16 protein-coding genes are annotated in these 15,677 nt (G+C 71.3%); 2 read left to right on the top strand and 14 right to left on the bottom strand.

Going from position 1 to position 15,677, the window contains the following annotated elements:
• Positions 1-15: 15 nt before the first annotated feature.
• The 10 genes from ACYQ77_RS03185 to purN form a co-directional block, all read right to left on the bottom strand.
• Entirely contained in the window at positions 16-1,020 is a 1,005-nt protein-coding gene (locus ACYQ77_RS03185; RefSeq protein ID WP_459707195.1) for an MCE family protein, read from the bottom strand.
• Entirely contained in the window at positions 1,017-2,021 is a 1,005-nt protein-coding gene (locus ACYQ77_RS03180; protein WP_459707192.1) for an MCE family protein, read from the bottom strand. Before ACYQ77_RS03180 ends, ACYQ77_RS03185 begins: the two co-directional genes overlap by 4 nt.
• The gene (locus ACYQ77_RS03175; RefSeq protein ID WP_459707189.1) at positions 2,018-3,256 is read right to left on the bottom strand and encodes an MCE family protein; all 1,239 of its coding nucleotides are present in this window, start codon (positions 3,254-3,256) and stop codon (positions 2,018-2,020) included. Before ACYQ77_RS03175 ends, ACYQ77_RS03180 begins: the two co-directional genes overlap by 4 nt.
• A complete protein-coding gene (locus tag ACYQ77_RS03170; protein WP_459707186.1) occupies positions 3,253-4,110 on the bottom strand; it encodes an MlaE family ABC transporter permease in 858 nt (285 codons plus the stop codon). The genes ACYQ77_RS03175 and ACYQ77_RS03170 overlap by 4 nt, the downstream gene beginning before the upstream one ends.
• Positions 4,110-4,895 (bottom strand): MlaE family ABC transporter permease, encoded by a 786-nt coding sequence (locus tag ACYQ77_RS03165; RefSeq protein ID WP_459707184.1) that lies wholly within the window; start codon positions 4,893-4,895, stop codon positions 4,110-4,112. The genes ACYQ77_RS03170 and ACYQ77_RS03165 overlap by 1 nt, the downstream gene beginning before the upstream one ends.
• On the bottom strand, positions 4,892-5,908 hold the full coding sequence (locus tag ACYQ77_RS03160; RefSeq protein WP_459708125.1) for an ABC transporter ATP-binding protein: 1,017 nt from the start codon (positions 5,906-5,908) through the stop codon (positions 4,892-4,894). The genes ACYQ77_RS03165 and ACYQ77_RS03160 overlap by 4 nt, the downstream gene beginning before the upstream one ends.
• Before the next feature lie 146 nt (positions 5,909-6,054).
• Positions 6,055-6,846, bottom strand: coding sequence for a class I SAM-dependent methyltransferase (locus ACYQ77_RS03155; RefSeq protein WP_459707181.1), 792 nt, complete (start codon positions 6,844-6,846; stop codon positions 6,055-6,057).
• Between the two features lie 30 nt (positions 6,847-6,876).
• On the bottom strand, positions 6,877-7,467 hold the full coding sequence (locus tag ACYQ77_RS03150; RefSeq protein ID WP_459707179.1) for a hypothetical protein: 591 nt from the start codon (positions 7,465-7,467) through the stop codon (positions 6,877-6,879).
• Positions 7,468-7,684: 217 nt separating this feature from the next.
• On the bottom strand, positions 7,685-9,238 hold the full coding sequence (gene purH, locus ACYQ77_RS03145; protein WP_459707177.1) for a bifunctional phosphoribosylaminoimidazolecarboxamide formyltransferase/IMP cyclohydrolase: 1,554 nt from the start codon (positions 9,236-9,238) through the stop codon (positions 7,685-7,687).
• Complete coding sequence (gene purN / locus ACYQ77_RS03140) at positions 9,235-9,843, bottom strand: phosphoribosylglycinamide formyltransferase (protein ID WP_459707176.1); 609 nt, start codon at positions 9,841-9,843, stop codon at positions 9,235-9,237. Before purN ends, purH begins: the two co-directional genes overlap by 4 nt.
• A 112-nt stretch (positions 9,844-9,955) precedes the next feature.
• On the opposite strand from purN, the gene ACYQ77_RS03135 reads away from it, so the two are divergent.
• The gene (locus ACYQ77_RS03135; RefSeq protein WP_459707174.1) at positions 9,956-10,759 is read left to right on the top strand and encodes a phosphotransferase family protein; all 804 of its coding nucleotides are present in this window, start codon (positions 9,956-9,958) and stop codon (positions 10,757-10,759) included.
• Here the strand turns inward: ACYQ77_RS03135 and ACYQ77_RS03130 are convergent.
• Positions 10,756-11,805 (bottom strand): response regulator transcription factor, encoded by a 1,050-nt coding sequence (locus ACYQ77_RS03130; RefSeq protein ID WP_459707172.1) that lies wholly within the window; start codon positions 11,803-11,805, stop codon positions 10,756-10,758. The two genes, ACYQ77_RS03135 and ACYQ77_RS03130, sit on opposite strands and share 4 nt — an antisense overlap.
• 72 nt (positions 11,806-11,877) lie before the next feature.
• On the opposite strand from ACYQ77_RS03130, the gene ACYQ77_RS03125 reads away from it, so the two are divergent.
• Positions 11,878-12,387: a cupin domain-containing protein gene (locus tag ACYQ77_RS03125; protein WP_459707170.1), complete on the top strand. Its 510-nt coding sequence runs from the start codon at positions 11,878-11,880 to the stop codon at positions 12,385-12,387.
• Between the two features lie 6 nt (positions 12,388-12,393).
• On the opposite strand, the gene ACYQ77_RS03120 is transcribed toward ACYQ77_RS03125, so the two are convergent.
• The 3 genes from ACYQ77_RS03120 to sucD all read right to left on the bottom strand — a co-directional run bounded on the left by ACYQ77_RS03120 (position 12,394) and on the right by sucD (position 15,676).
• Complete coding sequence (locus ACYQ77_RS03120; protein ID WP_459707168.1) at positions 12,394-13,797, bottom strand: cell division protein PerM; 1,404 nt, start codon at positions 13,795-13,797, stop codon at positions 12,394-12,396.
• A gap of 132 nt (positions 13,798-13,929) precedes the next feature.
• Entirely contained in the window at positions 13,930-14,511 is a 582-nt protein-coding gene (locus tag ACYQ77_RS03115) for a DUF5336 domain-containing protein (RefSeq protein WP_459707167.1), read from the bottom strand.
• 262 nt (positions 14,512-14,773) lie between these two features.
• Positions 14,774-15,676, bottom strand: a complete 903-nt coding sequence (gene sucD / locus ACYQ77_RS03110) for a succinate--CoA ligase subunit alpha (RefSeq protein WP_459707165.1) — start codon at positions 15,674-15,676, stop codon at positions 14,774-14,776.
• Between the last annotated feature and the right edge of the window lies 1 nt (position 15,677).

Below are 15,677 nucleotides of genomic sequence, written 5' to 3'. Positions count from 1 at the left end.
CTCCGCGAGCTCCGTTCACCGTGGCCCCCTCTGCGGCAGGCGGGGCGGGGTACAGGGTTCCCGGTTCTGCGGGACCAGGCCGCACACGTACGTGTCGATCCACCGGCCGCTGCCGGTCGCGTTGGTGACCACCCGGAAGTACGGGCCCGCGAGCTTCAGGCTGCGGTCGAGCTGCCCGCTGTACTTGGTGAGCACGTCGGTGACGATCTCGAGCTGCGCCAGCGCGCCGGACAGCTGCTCGGCGTTGTCGGCGACCACCCCGGACAGCTGCGCCGCGAGGTCGTTGGTGCCGGTCAGCAGCTCGTGGATGGCCTCGCGGCGGTTCGACAGCTCGGTCAGCAGCAGCTCGCCGTCGTCGAGCAGCTTGTCGAACTCCTCGTTCGTGCCCGCCAGCGTCGTGGTGATCTGCCGGGTGTTGGCGAGCAGCTCGGCGAGCTGGTCGTCGCGGGAGGAGATGGTGCGGGACAACGAGGTCAGACCGTCCAGCGCGGACCGGACGTGCGCCGGGGAGTCCGCGAACGTGTCGGAGATGGTGCGGAAGCTCTCGGCGAGCTGGGCGGTGTCGATGGCGCCCGCGGTGTCGGCGAGGCCCTCGAACGCCTGCGTCACGTCGTAGGGCGTGACCGTGCGGTCGAGGCCGATCCGCGTGTCCGGGTCCTGCTCGTGGTCGCCGGTGGGGTGCAGGGCGAGGAACTTGCGGCCCAGCAACGTCTTGATCTTGATGGCGGCGGTGGTGCGGTCGCCGACCCACGCGTCCTCGACGCGGAAGGTGACCAGCACCCGGTCGCCGCTGTCGCTGTCCAGTTCGACGTCGGTGACCTCGCCGACCTTGATGCCGGCGACGCGCACCTCGTCGTCCGGCCGCAGCCCCGCGGCCTCGGAGAACTCGGCCTCGTAGGTGGTGCCGTTGATGCCGGGCAGGTCGGGCCAGAAGTAGACGAGCGCGGTGATCGCGAGCAGCGCCGCGGTGCCGATCACACCGATCGGCCCCGGTCTGCGTTCCCGGAAGGACTTCGTCACGAGTCACACCTCTGCGCGGCGCTGTGGTAGCTGTTCGCCTCGTGCCCGATGGGGATCGCCTCGCACAGGTAGAAGTTGATCCAGGACCCGTACGACGCGGTGCGGCCGACCGCCTCGAACTTCTCCGGGGTCGCGACGAGGAACTGCTCGAGCGCGTCCTGGCCGCTGACCAGGTTGGACGCGAGCATCCCGAGCCCGGAGATGCTCTGCTTGAGCGGTTGGCGGGCCTGTTCGAGCAGGCCCGCGGTGGCCGTGGTCAGGTCGGCGAGACCGCCGATCGCGTCCCCGATCGCGGCCCGGTCCCCGGCGAGGCCCGACACCAGCCGCTGCAGCGTGCCGACCAGTGTGGACAGCGCGTCGCCCTGGCCGTTGATGTTGGCGAGCACCGAGTTCAGGTTCGTGATCACGTCGCCGATGACCTTGTCGCGGTCGGCGAGCGTGGTGGTGAGCGAGCCGGTGTGGGCGAGCAGCGAGTCGACCGTGCCGCCCTCCCCCTGCAGCACCTGCACGATCTCCCCGGACAGCTCGTTGACGTCCTCGGGGGACAGCGCCTGGAACAGCGGTTTGAACCCGTTGAACAGGTCGGTCAGGTCGAGCGCGGGCCGGGTGCGGTCGAGCGGGATCTCGTCGCCCTCCGCGAGCAGCGCCGAGGACAGCCGCTCGCCGCGCGCGAGCGCGATGTACCGCTGGCCGACCATGTTGCGGTACTTGATGGTCGCGGTGACGTCCGCGGGCAGCGGCTTGGACTTCTCCACCGAGAACTCCACGAGCGCGAGGTGACCGTCCACGACGGACAGGCTGTCGACCTGCCCGACGCGCACCCCGTTGATGCGCACGTCGTCACCCGGGTTCAGCGACGTGACGTCGGTGAACCGGGCCGAGTAGGTCAGGGTGTCGCGGACGCTCCCGTTGCCGATCGACAGCGCGAGCACCGCCGTCGCGAAGCCGGTGACCAGCACGAAGACCAGTGCCTTGGTCAGCGGGGCGGCCAGGTTCCTCATCGCAGCGTCACCTCCGTGCCCCGGTAGAGCGGGCCGACGAGCACGCTCGACCAGCTGGGCACCTCGCCGACCGCGGGTGCCAGCAGCGTGCCGATCAGCTCCTGTTCCTGCGGCGAGTTCGCGATACCGAGGTCGCCCTCGCCGTCGTCGAGCAGCGGGTACGTCGTGTCGACGGCGGGCGCCACGGCCGTGCCCTGGCGGGGCGCCACCCCGCTCGGGTAGCAGCGGGGGCCGCCCGTCGCGTCGAACACCGGGTCGTCGCGGCCGGGCACGTACTTGCCCCGGTCCTCGGTGATCTTCAGGTCGACGTGCAGGCCACCGCCGCGGAGCAACTTGTCGACCGACGGCTTCAGCTCGGTCAGCGCGCGGAGCGTGCACGGGAAGCTCGGCGAGTACCGCGCCGCGACCTCCAGCGGGCCCCGGCTCGCCGCCGCCAGCCGGATCAGGTTGCCGGAGTTGTTGCGCAGGAACACCGTCACGTCCTGCGCGGACCGCGTGACCTGCGCGTACAGGTCGGTCAGCGGCACCCGCTGGTCGGCGACCGTGTTGAGGGTGACCGACGAGTCGGTGAGCGAGTCGAGCAGGTCGGGCGCGATGTCGCCGTACAGCTCGCTGACCTCCGCGAGGGCGCGCAGGTCCGCGGTGAGCGTCGGCAGGTTCGGGTTGAACTCCTCCAGGTACGCGGCGGTGCTGGTCATGGCGCGGCCCAGCTCCTCGCCGCGTCCCTCCAGCGCCGTCGAGATCGCCGTGAGCGTGGTGGCGAGCTTCTCCGGCTGCACCGCCTTCAGCACCGGCATCAGGTCGTCGAACACCCGCTCCAGCTCGATCGCGTTCGCTGACCGGTCCTGGCGGATCACGTCCCCCTCGGCGAGCGGGCGCGCGTCCGAACCGTCCGGGATGGACAGTTGCACGTACCGCTCGCCGAACAACGTCTTCGGGATGAGCAGCGCGGTGACGTCCTTCGGGATCTGCGCCAGGGCCTCGGGTTTCATGGCCAGCTCGACCCGTGCGCCGTCCTGCCCCGCGTGCACCGCCCGCACGTCGCCGACGACCACCCCGCGCGCCTTGACCTCCGACGCCTTGTTGAGCTGGTTGCCGATCCGGTCCGCCTCGAGCGTCACGAGCACGTCGCCGGAGAACTCCTCCTGGTACACCTGCACGGACAGCCAGGCGAGCACGGCCATGACGAGCAGGAACGCGATCCCCGCCGATCTCCTGACGAGCTTGGACCTCATCCCGCCACCTGCACCGTCGTGGTGGCGCCCCACAGCGCGAGGCTCAGGAACAGGTCGATCACGTTGACCGCGACCAGTGACGTGCGCACGGAACGCCCGACCGCGACGCCAACGCCCGCGGGCCCACCGGTGGCGCGGAAGCCGTAGTAGCAGTGCGCGAGCACCACGACCACGCTGAACACCAGCACCTTGCCGAACGAGTAGAGCACGTCGATCGGCGGCAGGAACAGGTGGAAGTAGTGGTCGTAGGTGCCCGCGGACTGGCCGAAGAACCAGATCGTCACCTGTCTGGAGGCGATGTAGGAGGTCAGCAGGCCGATCGCGTACAGCGGGATGATCGCGAGGAACCCGGCGATGATCCGCGTGGTGACGAGGTACGGGATGCTCGGCACGCCCATGACCTCGAGCGCGTCGATCTCCTCGGAGATCCGCATGGCGCCCAGCTGCGCGGTGAACCCGCAGCCGACCGTGGCCGACAGGGCGATGCCCGCGACCAGCGGCGCGATCTCGCGGGTGTTGAAGTACGCGGAGATGAAGCCGGCGAGCGCGGGCGTGCCGACCTGGTTGAGCGCCGAGTAGCCCTGCAGGCCGACGACCACGCCGGTGAACGCGGTCATGCCGACCATCACGCCGATCGTGCCGCCGATGACCGCGAGCGCGCCGGAGCCGAAGCTGACCTCGGCCATCAGCCGCACGATCTCCCTGCCGTAGCGGCTGATGGCACGCGGGATCCACGCGATCGCCTTGAGGAAGAAGAAGATCTGGTCGCCGAGGACGTCGAGGAACGTGAACCGCCGGTCGACCGCGGTCACCAGCCGGTTCCGCGTCGACGGTCGGTCGTCGAGGAGCGCCATCACGCCCCCTTCGGCGGCACGACCTGCAGGTACAGCGTCGTGAGGATGAGGTTGAGCAGGAACAGGAGCAGGAACGTGATCACCACGGACTGGTTGACCGCGTCCCCGACGCCCTTCGGGCCCCGCCCCGGGTTGAGGCCGCGGTAGGACGCGACCACGCCGGCGACGAACCCGAAGATCACGGCCTTGATCTCGGAGATCCACAGGTCCGGCAGCTGCGCCAGCGCGGAGAAGCTCGCCAGGTAGGCGCCCGGCGTGCCGCCCTGCATGACCACGTTGAAGAAGTAGCCGCCGAGCACGCCGACCACGGACACGAGCCCGTTGAGGAACGCGGCGACGCCCATCGCGGCGAGCACGCGCGGCACGATCAGGCGCTGGACGGGGTTGACGCCCAGCACCTCCATCGCGTCGATCTCCTCGCGGATGGTGCGGGAGCCGAGGTCGGCGCACATGGCGCTGCCGCCCGCGCCCGCGATGAGCAGCGCGGTGACGACCGGGCTGGCCTGCTGGATGATCGCGAGCACGCTGGCCGCGCCGGTGAACGACTGCGCGCCGATCTGCTGGGTCAGCGACCCGAGGTGCAGCGCGATGACCGCGCCGAACGGGATCGACACGAGCGCCGCGGGCAGCAGCGAGACGCTCGCGATGAACCAGAACTGGCCGATGAACTCGCGGAACTGGAACGGCCGCTTGGGGACGCAGCGGACGACGTCGAGCCCGAGCGCGTAGAGCCTGCCGGTCTCCCGCATCGCGGCGGCGCCCGGGAAGGTGTTCCTCGTGGTCATCTCGTCGGTGCCCCGATGCCGTAGCGGAGCCGGTCCTCGGCGTCCAGGCTGGACACGATGCCGTGCCGCGCGGCGGGCGGCAGCGTGTGGATGATGCGCATGACGCGGTCCTTGCGGCGGCGCACCGCCTCCCGGTACGGCAGGCCCGGCGTCGGCTGCAGCTGCGGCACCACGCCGCGGACGTCCTCGGTGCCGCCGTCGTGGTGCCCCGCGTCGACGTGCGCCTGCTCGGCGGCCATGGTGGCCTCGTCCTTCTCCTCGGACATGCCGATCGGGCCGATGCGCGAGCCGTTGAGGAACTGCTTGACCGCGGGCTCCTCGCTCGTGAGCAGCACCTCGCGGGGGCCGAACATGACGAGTTCGCGGCGGAACAGCATGCCGATGTTGTCCGGCACCGTCCGCGCGAGGTTGATGTTGTGCGAGACGATCATGATCGTGGCGTCGACCTGCGCGTTGAGGTCGATGAGCAACTGGGAGATGTAGGAGGTGCGGACCGGGTCGAGGCCCGAGTCCGGCTCGTCGACCAGGATGATCTCCGGGTCCAGCACGAGCGCGCGGGCGAGCCCCGCCCGTTTGCGCATACCGCCGGAGATCTCCCCGGGCAGCTTCTTCTCCGCGCCCGCGAGGCCGACCATGTCCATCTTGCCGAGGACGATGCCCTTGATTTCGGTCTCGCTTTTCTTCGTGTGCTCGCGCAGCGGGAAGGCGATGTTGTCGTAGAGGTTCATGGAACCGAACAGCGCGCCGTCCTGGAACAGCACCCCGAAAAGCTTGCGGCTTTCGTAGAGCTGGTGCTCGGAACACCTGACCAGGTCGACGCCGTTGATCAGGATCCGGCCCTGATCGGGTTTGAGCAACCCGATCAGGCACTTCAGGAAGACGGATTTCCCGGTGCCGGACGGGCCGAGCATGACGCTCACCTCGCCCGCGGGCAGCGTCAGCGTGACGTCGTGCCAGATCCGCTGGTGCCCGAACGACTTGGAGAGGCCCTCGACCACGACCTCGACTCCCAACACACACCTCCATTGGTGCCAAGGCCGCTTATCTACTGGCGAGTACGCTAACCACGGCACTTCTGGCAGGCAACAATCCGCCGGTTTTTCTGATCGTCGTGACAATCACCGGCGGCGGATTTGTGGAGATGTGAGTGAAAACCCGATTACTCCGCCGTTCGGCCCATCCCGATGAGCGAAACGGCGTTCATGCGGTCCACCTTACGGGCGCGCAGGAGATCCACGAAGCGGGCACGCACCTTCGGAAGGACGCTTTCCGTTAGGCCGCTCAGGCGCATCCGCATCGCGGAACCCATGACAATCGCCCAGGAAGTGGTGTCGTCGAGCGGCATGTTGTGCTCGAAAGTGACAACGCGGACATCGCGCAACCCGAGCCCGGTGAGCCAGTTGCGGAGCTTCTCCGGCGTGTTGATCCGTTCCCCGGGCCCGCGGCCCGGACTGGCCTGCGGCGCACCACCCTCGGCCACGACAGCGTCGCCGAGGATCTCGGGCACGGGCCGGATGGCGTGCTCACCCCAGGTCGTGACGACGAACCGGCCGCCCGGCTTGGCAAGCCCCGCCAACCGCGCGGCGGCGGCGTCCATGTCGGGCAGGAAGAAGACCCCGAAGACGCACTGGACGACGTCGTAGCCGGTGGTGTCCCACCGCGTGGCGTCGGCGTGGGTGAAGGTCAGCTGCGGCAGGTCACGCGCGTTCGCCCGGCCCTGCTCGAGCAACCGCTCGGCCAGGTCGATCGCGTCGACGTGCCCGTCGGGTCCCACCGCCCGCGCGGCGGGGATCGCGGAGGCGCCGGCCCCACAGCAGACGTCGAGCACCCGCTCCCCGGCCCGCGGCGCGGCCTCGGCGACGGTCGCCGCCCCGATCGGGTCCCAGAGCACCGGCCCGAGCACCGCGAACTCGTCCTGCCCCGCGTCGAACACGTCGCCAAGATCGCCCATGCCCCAGAACCTACGCCGCGACGCGCTGTCCTAGTCCGCGACTGGGCGGTCCGGCGTGGCCGGGTTCGCCAGGAAACGCGGCGTGACCAGCTCGGTGACCACAGCTTGGACGATGACGTCCCTGGACTGGATGGCCCGCGTCACCCCTTGGCGGAAGAGGAGAAACCCCAGCACGAGAACCAGCATCCCCAGGGCCGCGCCGACCAGGAAGGGCAACCGCGCGTCATTGATCACGACCAGGAAGAGGACGACGAGCGGCAATGCCACGTTGACGCGGAACGAACTCTCGGCCAGCAGCCGGTCGTACCGGTTGAACAGTTCCGCACTCGTCGCCTGCAACCGGGTCGCCAGCTGTCGCTCCTCGCGCATGATGCGGGACGGCACGTCGATGTCCACGTTCTCGTGGTCGGCGAGGTTGGCGTCGGTCGTGAACTCCTCGAGATCACGCCATGCCTGGCTGGACACCGGACCCACCCCCACGTTGGCGAGCCAACCTTTGCGGAGCACGTTCCGGACCTTGTTGAGCCATTCCGGTCTACCGCCCCGGCGCCACAGCCGCAAGGGATCGATTTCCAGGAAGGCGCCGACCAGGAAGGCCGCGAACGACACCACGGTGAGCACGCCGACCTTGCCGACGTGCGCACCGAGATCCCACAGCAGGGCCAACGCCCGCGACGACGGCCTTTCCGCCGGGATCTCGGCACCCACGACCAGCCACACGGCGACCAACCACACGTAGCCGCACGTCAGCGGCGTCCGGACCTCGCGAAGGCCCGGCAACAACGACGACAACACATAGCCGTCAGTCGCTCCCGTACGCCGCGCCGCTACAACTCGCTCAGTGGGCGAAGTGGCGGGTGCCCGTCAGGTACACCGGCACGCCGGCCGCCTCCGCGGCGGCGATCACCTCGGCGTCGCGCACCGAGCCGCCCGGCTGCACGATCGCCTTGATCCCGGCCTCCATCAGCAGTTCCGGCCCGTCCGGGAACGGGAAGAACGCGTCCGACGCGGCCACCGACCCGCGTGCCCGGTCACCGGCCCGCTCGACCGCGAGCTTCGCCGCGTCGACGCGGTTGACCTGGCCCATGCCGACACCGACGGTCGCGCCGTCGGCAGCCAGCACGATCGCGTTCGACTTGACCGCGCGGCAGGTGCGCCACGCGAACGCCAGGTCGGCCAGCGTGGCGTCGTCGACCGGGGCGCCGGTGGCGAGGGTCCACTTCGCCGGGTCGTCGCCGGGCGCGTCGATGATGTCCTGCTGCTGCATCAGCAGTCCGCCGGACACCGGCCGGAACTCGGCGCCGCCGCGGGAGGGCGCCTCGGCGACCAGGATCCGGATGTTCTTCTTGCGCGACAGCACCTCCACCGCACCGTCCGCATAGGACGGGGCGACGACGACCTCGGTGAACACCTCCGCCACCTGCTCCGCCATCTCGACGGACACCTCGCGGTTCGCGGCGATCACGCCGCCGTAGGCGGACACCGGGTCGCACGCGTGCGCCTTGCGGTGCGCCTCCGCGATGTCCGAAGTGGACACCGCGATGCCGCACGGGTTGTTGTGCTTGATGATCGCGACGCACGGCAGGTCGTGGTCGTAGGCGGCGCGCCACGCGGCGTCGGAGTCGAGGTAGTTGTTGTACGACATCTCCTTGCCGTGCAACTGGTCCGCGGTCGCGAGCCCCGGGCGGCCGGAGGCGTACAGCGCCGCCTTCTGGTGCGGGTTCTCGCCGTACCGCAGCACGGCGCGCCGCTCCCAGCTCGCGCCGACCCACGACGGGAAGATGTCGTCCGACGGCGCCAGCACCGACCCCATCCACGACGCCACCGCGATGTCGTAGGTGGCGGTGTGGCGGTACGCGTCGGCGGCGAGGCCCTGCCGGTCGGCGAGCGTGAAACCGCCGCCGCGCACCGACTCCAGCACCCAGTCGTACCGGGCCGGGTCCACGACCACGGCCACGCTCGCGTGGTTCTTCGCCGCCGCCCGCACCATCGCCGGACCGCCGATGTCGATCTGCTCGACGCACTCGTCCGGCGACGCGCCCGACGCCACGGTCTGCGCGAACGGGTACAGGTTCACCACCAGCAGGTCGAACGGCTCGATGCCCAGGTCCTTCAGCTGCGCCACGTGCTCCGGCTTGCGCAGGTCCGCGAGCAGACCGGCGTGCACGCGCGGGTGCAGCGTCTTCACCCGGCCGTCGAGCGACTCGGGGAACCCGGTCACCTGCTCGACCGGCGTCACCGGCACCCCAGCGTCCGCGATCACCTTCGCCGTGCCGCCGGTCGACACGATCTCCACGCCCGCCGCGTGCAGGCCCGTGGCCAGCTCCAGCAGACCCGCCTTGTCCGAAACCCCGATGAGGGCCCGGCGAACCGGGCGCCGCTCGTCAGTCACGGGATGCTCACCTTTCGTCCGTGCACCGTGTACCCCTGCCGGGTCAGCAATGCGATCACGTCGACCAGCAGCCGACGCTCGACAACCTTGATGCGCTCGTGCAGCGCGCCGACGTCCTCGCCCGGCGTCACGCTCACCGCCTCCTGCGCGACGATCGGGCCGGTGTCCACACCGTCGTCGACGAGGTGCACCGTGCAGCCGGTGACCCGCACGCCGTACGCGACGGCGTCGGCGACCGCGTGCGCGCCCGGGAAGGCGGGCAACAGCGCGGGGTGGGTGTTGATCACCCGGCCGCCGAACGCGGCGAGGAACTCCGGCCCCAGGATCTTCATGAACCCGGCCGACACGACCAGGTCCGGCTCGTAGGCGGCGACCGCCTTGGTCAGCGCGCGGTCCCACGCGGTGCGGTCCGGGTGGTCCTTCAGCCGCACCACGAAACCCGGCACACCCGCGCGCTCCGCGCGTGCCAGCCCCTCGATGCCCGGCCGGTCGGCGCCGACCGCGACCACGCGCACGGGGAGGTCGGCCGCGTCGAGCACGGCCTGCAGGAGGGTGCCGGAACCGGAGACCAGCACGACGAGCCGCGCGGGCACGTCCGGTCTCACCGAGATGAGCTCGCTCAGCGGTGGCTCCCAGTCATAGTCGCAGCTTAGGCGGCCCGTGATCGCCGCTCTAAACCGGTCGCCCGGCGCGTCCGGGGGACGTTAGGTTTCCGTGGTGCACATCACCGAGCGCGTGCCGGGCGAGCAGCTGATCCGCAAGCGCTACGCCGACGGGTGGCAGTGGAAGCAGGCCAAAGAGGTGCACGTCTACGGACTGCTGGCGGACGTGCCCGGCGTGCCGGCGGTGGTCGACGTCGACCACGACGCCGGGGTCACGACCATGACGCTGGTGCCGGGGACGCCGCTGTCGGAGGCGGCGGTGCCGCCGGCGTGCCACCACGACGTGTACCGGCAGATCGGTGCGCTCCTGCGGGCGATGCACGAGCTGGCGCAGCCGGAGTACGGGTACGTGACGACCGAGATCGTGGATCCTGAGCCGCACAACACGGCCTACATGACCAGGCAGTTCCGCACGACGCTCGACCGCTTCCGCGAGCTGGGCGGCGATCCCGGGACGTACGAGCTGGCCCGCGCCCGGGTCGCGGAGCGCGCGGGCCTGTTCGGGCTGTGCACGGGTGCCGTGCTGTGCCACAACGACCTGCACGAAGGCAACGTGCTCGTCGAACCCGACGGGGACGGGTGGCGGCTGACCGGGTTCATCGACGTGGAGAACGCGATCTCCGCCGACCCGATGATGGACCTCGCGAAGACCGTCCAGTACGAGCTGACCCGGTCGCCCGCCAAGTACGCGGGGCTGCTGGCGGGGTACGGGCCGCTGCCGTCGAGCGGGCCGGCGCGGATCGAGCTGTACCGGCTCTACCACGCGCTGGAGCTGTGGAACTTCTTCGCGGACAACGGCACGACCGTGCCGCTGAACAGCATCGCGTTCGACATCCGGCAGCTCGCGCAGCTGCCCTAACCGGTGTGGCGGATCGCCGCGGTGGCCAGGAACGCGTCGAAGTAGGCGTCGGTGAACACCAGCGACACGACCGCCGCCCGGCTGCGGACGCCGAGCTTGCCGCGGATCGCGCGGACGTGGTCGTGCACGGTGTGCGGGGAGAGGAACAGCTGCGCCGCGATCTCGGCGTCCGACAGGCCGCGGCACAGCAGCCTGGTCACCTCGATCTCGCGGGCGGACAGACCCGATCCGGCGACCCGGGCGCCGAGCAGCTCGGCGGGGGTGGCGGCGGTGAGCGTGACCGCGACCCGGCCGGGCGCCAGCTCGATGCCGTGCGCGGCGACCCACCGGCCGTCGGCCGTGCGGATGACCGTCGAGAACCCCGGGTCGGCCGTCGCGAGCACCGCCAGGTGGTCGACGTGCCGGTACTCGCGGAAGTCGGTGTCCGCCAGCTCGTGTCCCAGGCCGAGACCGTCGAGCCTGGCCTCGACGACCCGGCCGTCCTCGACGAGCAGCATCCCGCGGGTGGCCGCCCCCGCGACACCGCTGTCCAGGGCCGCGACGACGCTGCCGCGCAGCACCGTCCCGGCCGTGGCGGCGACCGAGTCGAGCAGGGCCTCGTCGTCGGCCGTGAACGTGCCCTCCGCCCGCCACAGCGACACCCCGCCCCAGGTCACCGCCCCGTCCGGCAGCACGGCACGCACCTCGTCGGTGAACCCGAACGGCTCGGCGACCCGTTCGAGCAACGCCGGGTTCGTGCCCCGGAGGCGCAGGGCGCGGGCGCGTGCCCTGGTGGTGGCCATGCGCCGGAAGCTGTCGGCGTCGGCGGACAGCTCGACGTCGAAGAACGGGTGGCAGCTCGCCGCCGGGAGCCCGGTGACCGCGCCCGTCCAGAACAGGCCGGTGTGCGGGTTCATCAGCAGCAACGCGCCTGCGGACGCACCCGGCACCGCGGCCAGCAGGGCGTCCAGCACGTGCGCCGCCGTGGCGGCCGGGTCGGCGCCGCTCGCGCGGCCGACGGCGGTCCGCAGCCGTTGTGCCAGGGCGTCGACGTGCGCGGTCGTCATCCGGCAAGGGTAAGCCGAATCCCCGGTTCCGGGGATGGTCGCGCACGGACGGTAGCCATCATGCTCGGCGCCATGACAACACTCGGCACCGCGGTGCTCGCCCCGGGCGACGCCCCCGTCTACAACCACGTCGACATGCTCTGCCGCATCGTGCTGGCCGGCGCGGACACGGGCGGGGCGTTCTCGCTCGTGGAGGAGCGTGCCGCGCTCGGTGCGATGACCCCGCAGCACGTCCACACCCGCGAGGCCGAGACGTTCATCGTGCTCGACGGCGCGCTGGAGGGCTGGTGCGAGGGGCGGACGACGCTGGTCGAGGCCGGCTCGCTGATCCACCTGCCCGCGGGCAGGCAGCACGCCTTCCGGATCGCGTCGGCGTCCGCGCACTTCTACACGCTGATCACGCCGGCCGGGTTCGAGAGCTTCTTCCGGGACTCGGGTGTCCTGCTGGCGCAGCCGTTCGACGGTGACCTGCCGGTGCCGGGGCCCATGACGCAGGCAGCGGCCGCCCGGTTGCGGGAACTGCTCGAGCCGCTCGGCTGCACGATCACCGGCCCGCCGCCGTTCCCGCTCCCGGGCGACTGACGGCCGTCAGTCGCGCGCGGCCTCGCCGGACTCCTCGACCGCGTCGCGGGGACCGGGCAGTTCGGCGGGGGTCTCCGCGTCCTCGTCCGGTTCCTCGTCCTCCTCGTCCGCGTCCACGTCGGGCTCGTCGGCGGCGGCTTCCGCCGGCTCGGGCTGCTCACCGGCGGGCTCGGCGTCCTCGTCCGCCACGGGTTCCGGGTCGTCGAGCAGGCCCGGCAGGCGTTCCGCGGCCGGGCGCGGGCCGCCGAACCAGACTGTCACCGCGGCCGGGACGACGGTCCACAGCACCAGGGCGACGGACAACGCGGCCGCGTGCATGCTCACCGGGTCGAACGGGCCCCGGCCCAGGTGGCCGCCCGCGCTGCCGCCCAGCACCACGAACGCCACCGCCACCACACCCGACGCCACGGCGACCGCCCGCAGCCGGGCCACCGGGTCCTCGTCGACGTCGCGCAGGCGCCTGCCCACCGCGACCCCCACCGCCAGCGGCAGTGCGAACAACGCGGGCCACCACGCCGCCGCGCTCTCGGGCAGTGCCGCGAGCAGCGGCAACGCGGGCACCGGTCCGCCGTCGAACTCCAGCGGGGACACGGCGACCGCGCCGATCGAGAACCCCGGGCCCGCCAGGAAGGCCGTGGCGGCGATCATCGCGTTCGGCAGGTAGCCGATCGACAGCAGCAGCATGCCGATCGCGTTGCCCGCGCCCATCGGGAACAGGTCGCGGGCCGTCGAGATGGAGGTCAGCAGGCCGAACGTCAGCAGCGCGCCGCCCGCGGCGAGCAGCAGCACGACCGCGAGCGCACCCGCGCGGAGACCGGCGACGGCGACCTCGTCGGTGCGCAGGACGATCGCGTCCAGCAGCCCGCAGCGACGTGCCACCCCGGCCGTGGCGGCCAGCGCGGACACCACTGCCGGGTAGTACAGCGCGGAGAGCGGGTCCGCGGTGACGTCCCCGCGGGACGACAGCCCGGCGACCAGCATGCCCGCGATCCCGTGTGCCGCCGCGATGAGCGCGACCAGCTTGCCCGCCTGGCCGGGTCTGCGCAGGTCCAGCCGGACCGCCGCGGCGGCGGCGGTCCGCGCGGTGATCGCGGCGACGCCGATGGTCGGCAGCAGCGGCAGCACACCCAGTTCCAGCCCGATGATCCGCACCGGCACCTGGTGCGCGGCGAGCCAGCTCGGCAGCGCCGCGTCGAGCACGCCACCGGCCGCCAACCGCGCGTTCGTGGCGATGCCGGTGACCAGCGCGAGCAGTGCCGCGATCGCCAGGTAGCCGGCGAGGAGCGGGCCGAGCGCGGCCAGCACCAGGACGCGGATCCTGGTCAGCGTCGGCACAACGGCAGCCTCGGCTTCGGCGGGCAGGTTGGTGGCCGCACCCGGCTCATCCGGTTCGTCGAGGTCGGGGGCCATGCCGCCACTGTCGCATGTGGACTAGGCCGGATGGGTGAGCCACGCCGCCGATACCGGATCAGGTGACAGGCCCGCACACGACGATGGGGTGGCCGCCGGTCGGCGACCACCCCATCGAGGGAATGTCTTGGCTCAGCCCTGCTGCGGGTAACCACCCGGCGGGGTGCCGGGCTGACCCGGCTGCTGACCGGGCTGACCGAACTGGCCCTGCTGCGGCGCGAACGTGGTCTGCTGACCGGGAGGCGCACCGAACTGGCCGGGCTGCTGCGGCGGCGGCGCCGGGAACTGGCCGGACGGCGGGAACCCGCCACCGGGCTGGCCGTGGCCGTACGGGTTCGGCTGCGGCGTCTTGACGATGCCCGCGTCGAACAGGTACGCGGCGACCGCGGCGCCCGCCTGCAGGATGCCGAAGACCAACATCAGGATCGTGCCGGTGCCGACGTCCGGGTCCGTGGAGAACACGAAGAACAGGACCGTCAGCATCGCGGCGACGGAGAACGCGGCGGGCGCGAGGCCCGGCTTCTTGCTGTCGCCCGGCAGCACCGCGGGCAGCGAGAACAGGCCGCCGAGCAGGAACAGCGCGGGGATCGTCGAACCGTTGGAGAAGAACCCGCTGTCGCCACCGTCCCAGGCGTCCGCGAACCCGACGAAGAAGTTGATCGCCGCGAGGCCGAGGACGACCAGGTGGAGGATGGCCGGCAGGCCGAGTTTCATACCGCCACCGGGCGGAGGCCCGTAGGGACCGGGTTGGTGCTGCTGCGGCCCTTGGCCCGGGAAACCACCCGGAGCCCCGCCTGGGAAGGTCATCGCGTTGCTCTCCTCAGCTCACTAGACGCGATCGGTGTGGGACATTCTTCAACTCAGACCTTCCGACGGCCTTGAGAACGAGGCGGTTCCCCCGAATACCAGACCATCGTGGGGCCGGACGCTACACCAGCGTCCGGCCCCACGGTCAGTTGACTCGCTGCGAAGCCGCTCAGGCCTTCGCGGCCACGAGCTGGCGCGCGAGCTCGGCCGTCTCGGACGGCGTCTTGCCGACCTTCACCCCGGCCGCCTCGAGCGCTTCCTTCTTCGCCTGCGCGGTGCCGGACGAGCCGGACACGATCGCGCCGGCGTGGCCCATCGTCTTGCCCTCCGGCGCGGTGAAGCCCGCGACGTAGCCGACGACCGGCTTGGTGACGTGCTCGGCGATGTAGGCCGCGGCCCGCTCCTCGGCGTCGCCGCCGATCTCGCCGATCATCACGATGACCTCGGTCTGCGGGTCGGACTCGAACGCGGCCAGCGCGTCGATGTGCGTGGTGCCGATGATCGGGTCACCGCCGATGCCGACCGCGGTCGAGAAACCGATGTCCGACAGCTCGTACATCATCTGGTAGGTCAGCGTGCCGGACTTCGACACCAGGCCGATGCGGCCCGGGCCGGTGATGTCGGCGGGGATGATGCCCGCGTTGGACTTGCCGGGGCTGATCACGCCGGGGCAGTTCGGGCCGATGATCCGGGTCTTGTTGCCGGTGGCGCAGGCGTGCGCCCAGAACGCGGCGGTGTCGTGCACCGGGATGCCCTCGGTGATCACGACCGCGAGCGGGATGCCCGCGTCGATGGCCTCGACGGCCGCGTCCTTCGCGAACTTCGGCGGCACGAACAGCACGGACACGTCGGCGCCGGTCTCGGACATGGCCTCGGCGACCGTGCCGAACACCGGGAGGGTCAGGCCCTCCTTGACGTCGGAGAAGTCGGCCTTCTGGCCCGCCTTGCGGGCGTTGACGCCGCCGACCACGTTCGCGCCGGAGGCGAGCATGCGGCGGGTGTGCTTGGTGCCCTCGGCGCCGGTCATGCCCTGGACGATGATCTTGCTGTCCTCGTTCAGAAAGATAGCCATG

This window comes from Actinophytocola sp. KF-1 (assembly GCF_054661535.1).
Note: the sequence above shows the minus strand (reverse complement) of the source record. Positions and strands in the feature narration are given on the sequence as shown.

Coding starts and splice junctions, on each gene's coding strand:
- ACYQ77_RS03180 (WP_459707192.1), bottom strand. CDS start 2,021: ATGAGGAACCTGGCCGCCCCGCTGACCAAGGCACTGGTCTTCGTGCTG.
- ACYQ77_RS03175 (WP_459707189.1), bottom strand. CDS start 3,256: ATGAGGTCCAAGCTCGTCAGGAGATCGGCGGGGATCGCGTTCCTGCTC.
- ACYQ77_RS03170 (WP_459707186.1), bottom strand. CDS start 4,110: ATGGCGCTCCTCGACGACCGACCGTCGACGCGGAACCGGCTGGTGACC.
- ACYQ77_RS03165 (WP_459707184.1), bottom strand. CDS start 4,895: ATGACCACGAGGAACACCTTCCCGGGCGCCGCCGCGATGCGGGAGACC.
- ACYQ77_RS03155 (WP_459707181.1), bottom strand. CDS start 6,846: ATGGGCGATCTTGGCGACGTGTTCGACGCGGGGCAGGACGAGTTCGCG.
- ACYQ77_RS03130 (WP_459707172.1), bottom strand. CDS start 11,805: ATGACGACCGCGCACGTCGACGCCCTGGCACAACGGCTGCGGACCGCC.
- ACYQ77_RS03125 (WP_459707170.1), top strand. CDS start 11,878: ATGACAACACTCGGCACCGCGGTGCTCGCCCCGGGCGACGCCCCCGTC.
- ACYQ77_RS03120 (WP_459707168.1), bottom strand. CDS start 13,797: ATGGCCCCCGACCTCGACGAACCGGATGAGCCGGGTGCGGCCACCAAC.
- ACYQ77_RS03115 (WP_459707167.1), bottom strand. CDS start 14,511: ATGAAACTCGGCCTGCCGGCCATCCTCCACCTGGTCGTCCTCGGCCTC.
- sucD (WP_459707165.1), bottom strand. CDS start 15,676: ATGGCTATCTTTCTGAACGAGGACAGCAAGATCATCGTCCAGGGCATG.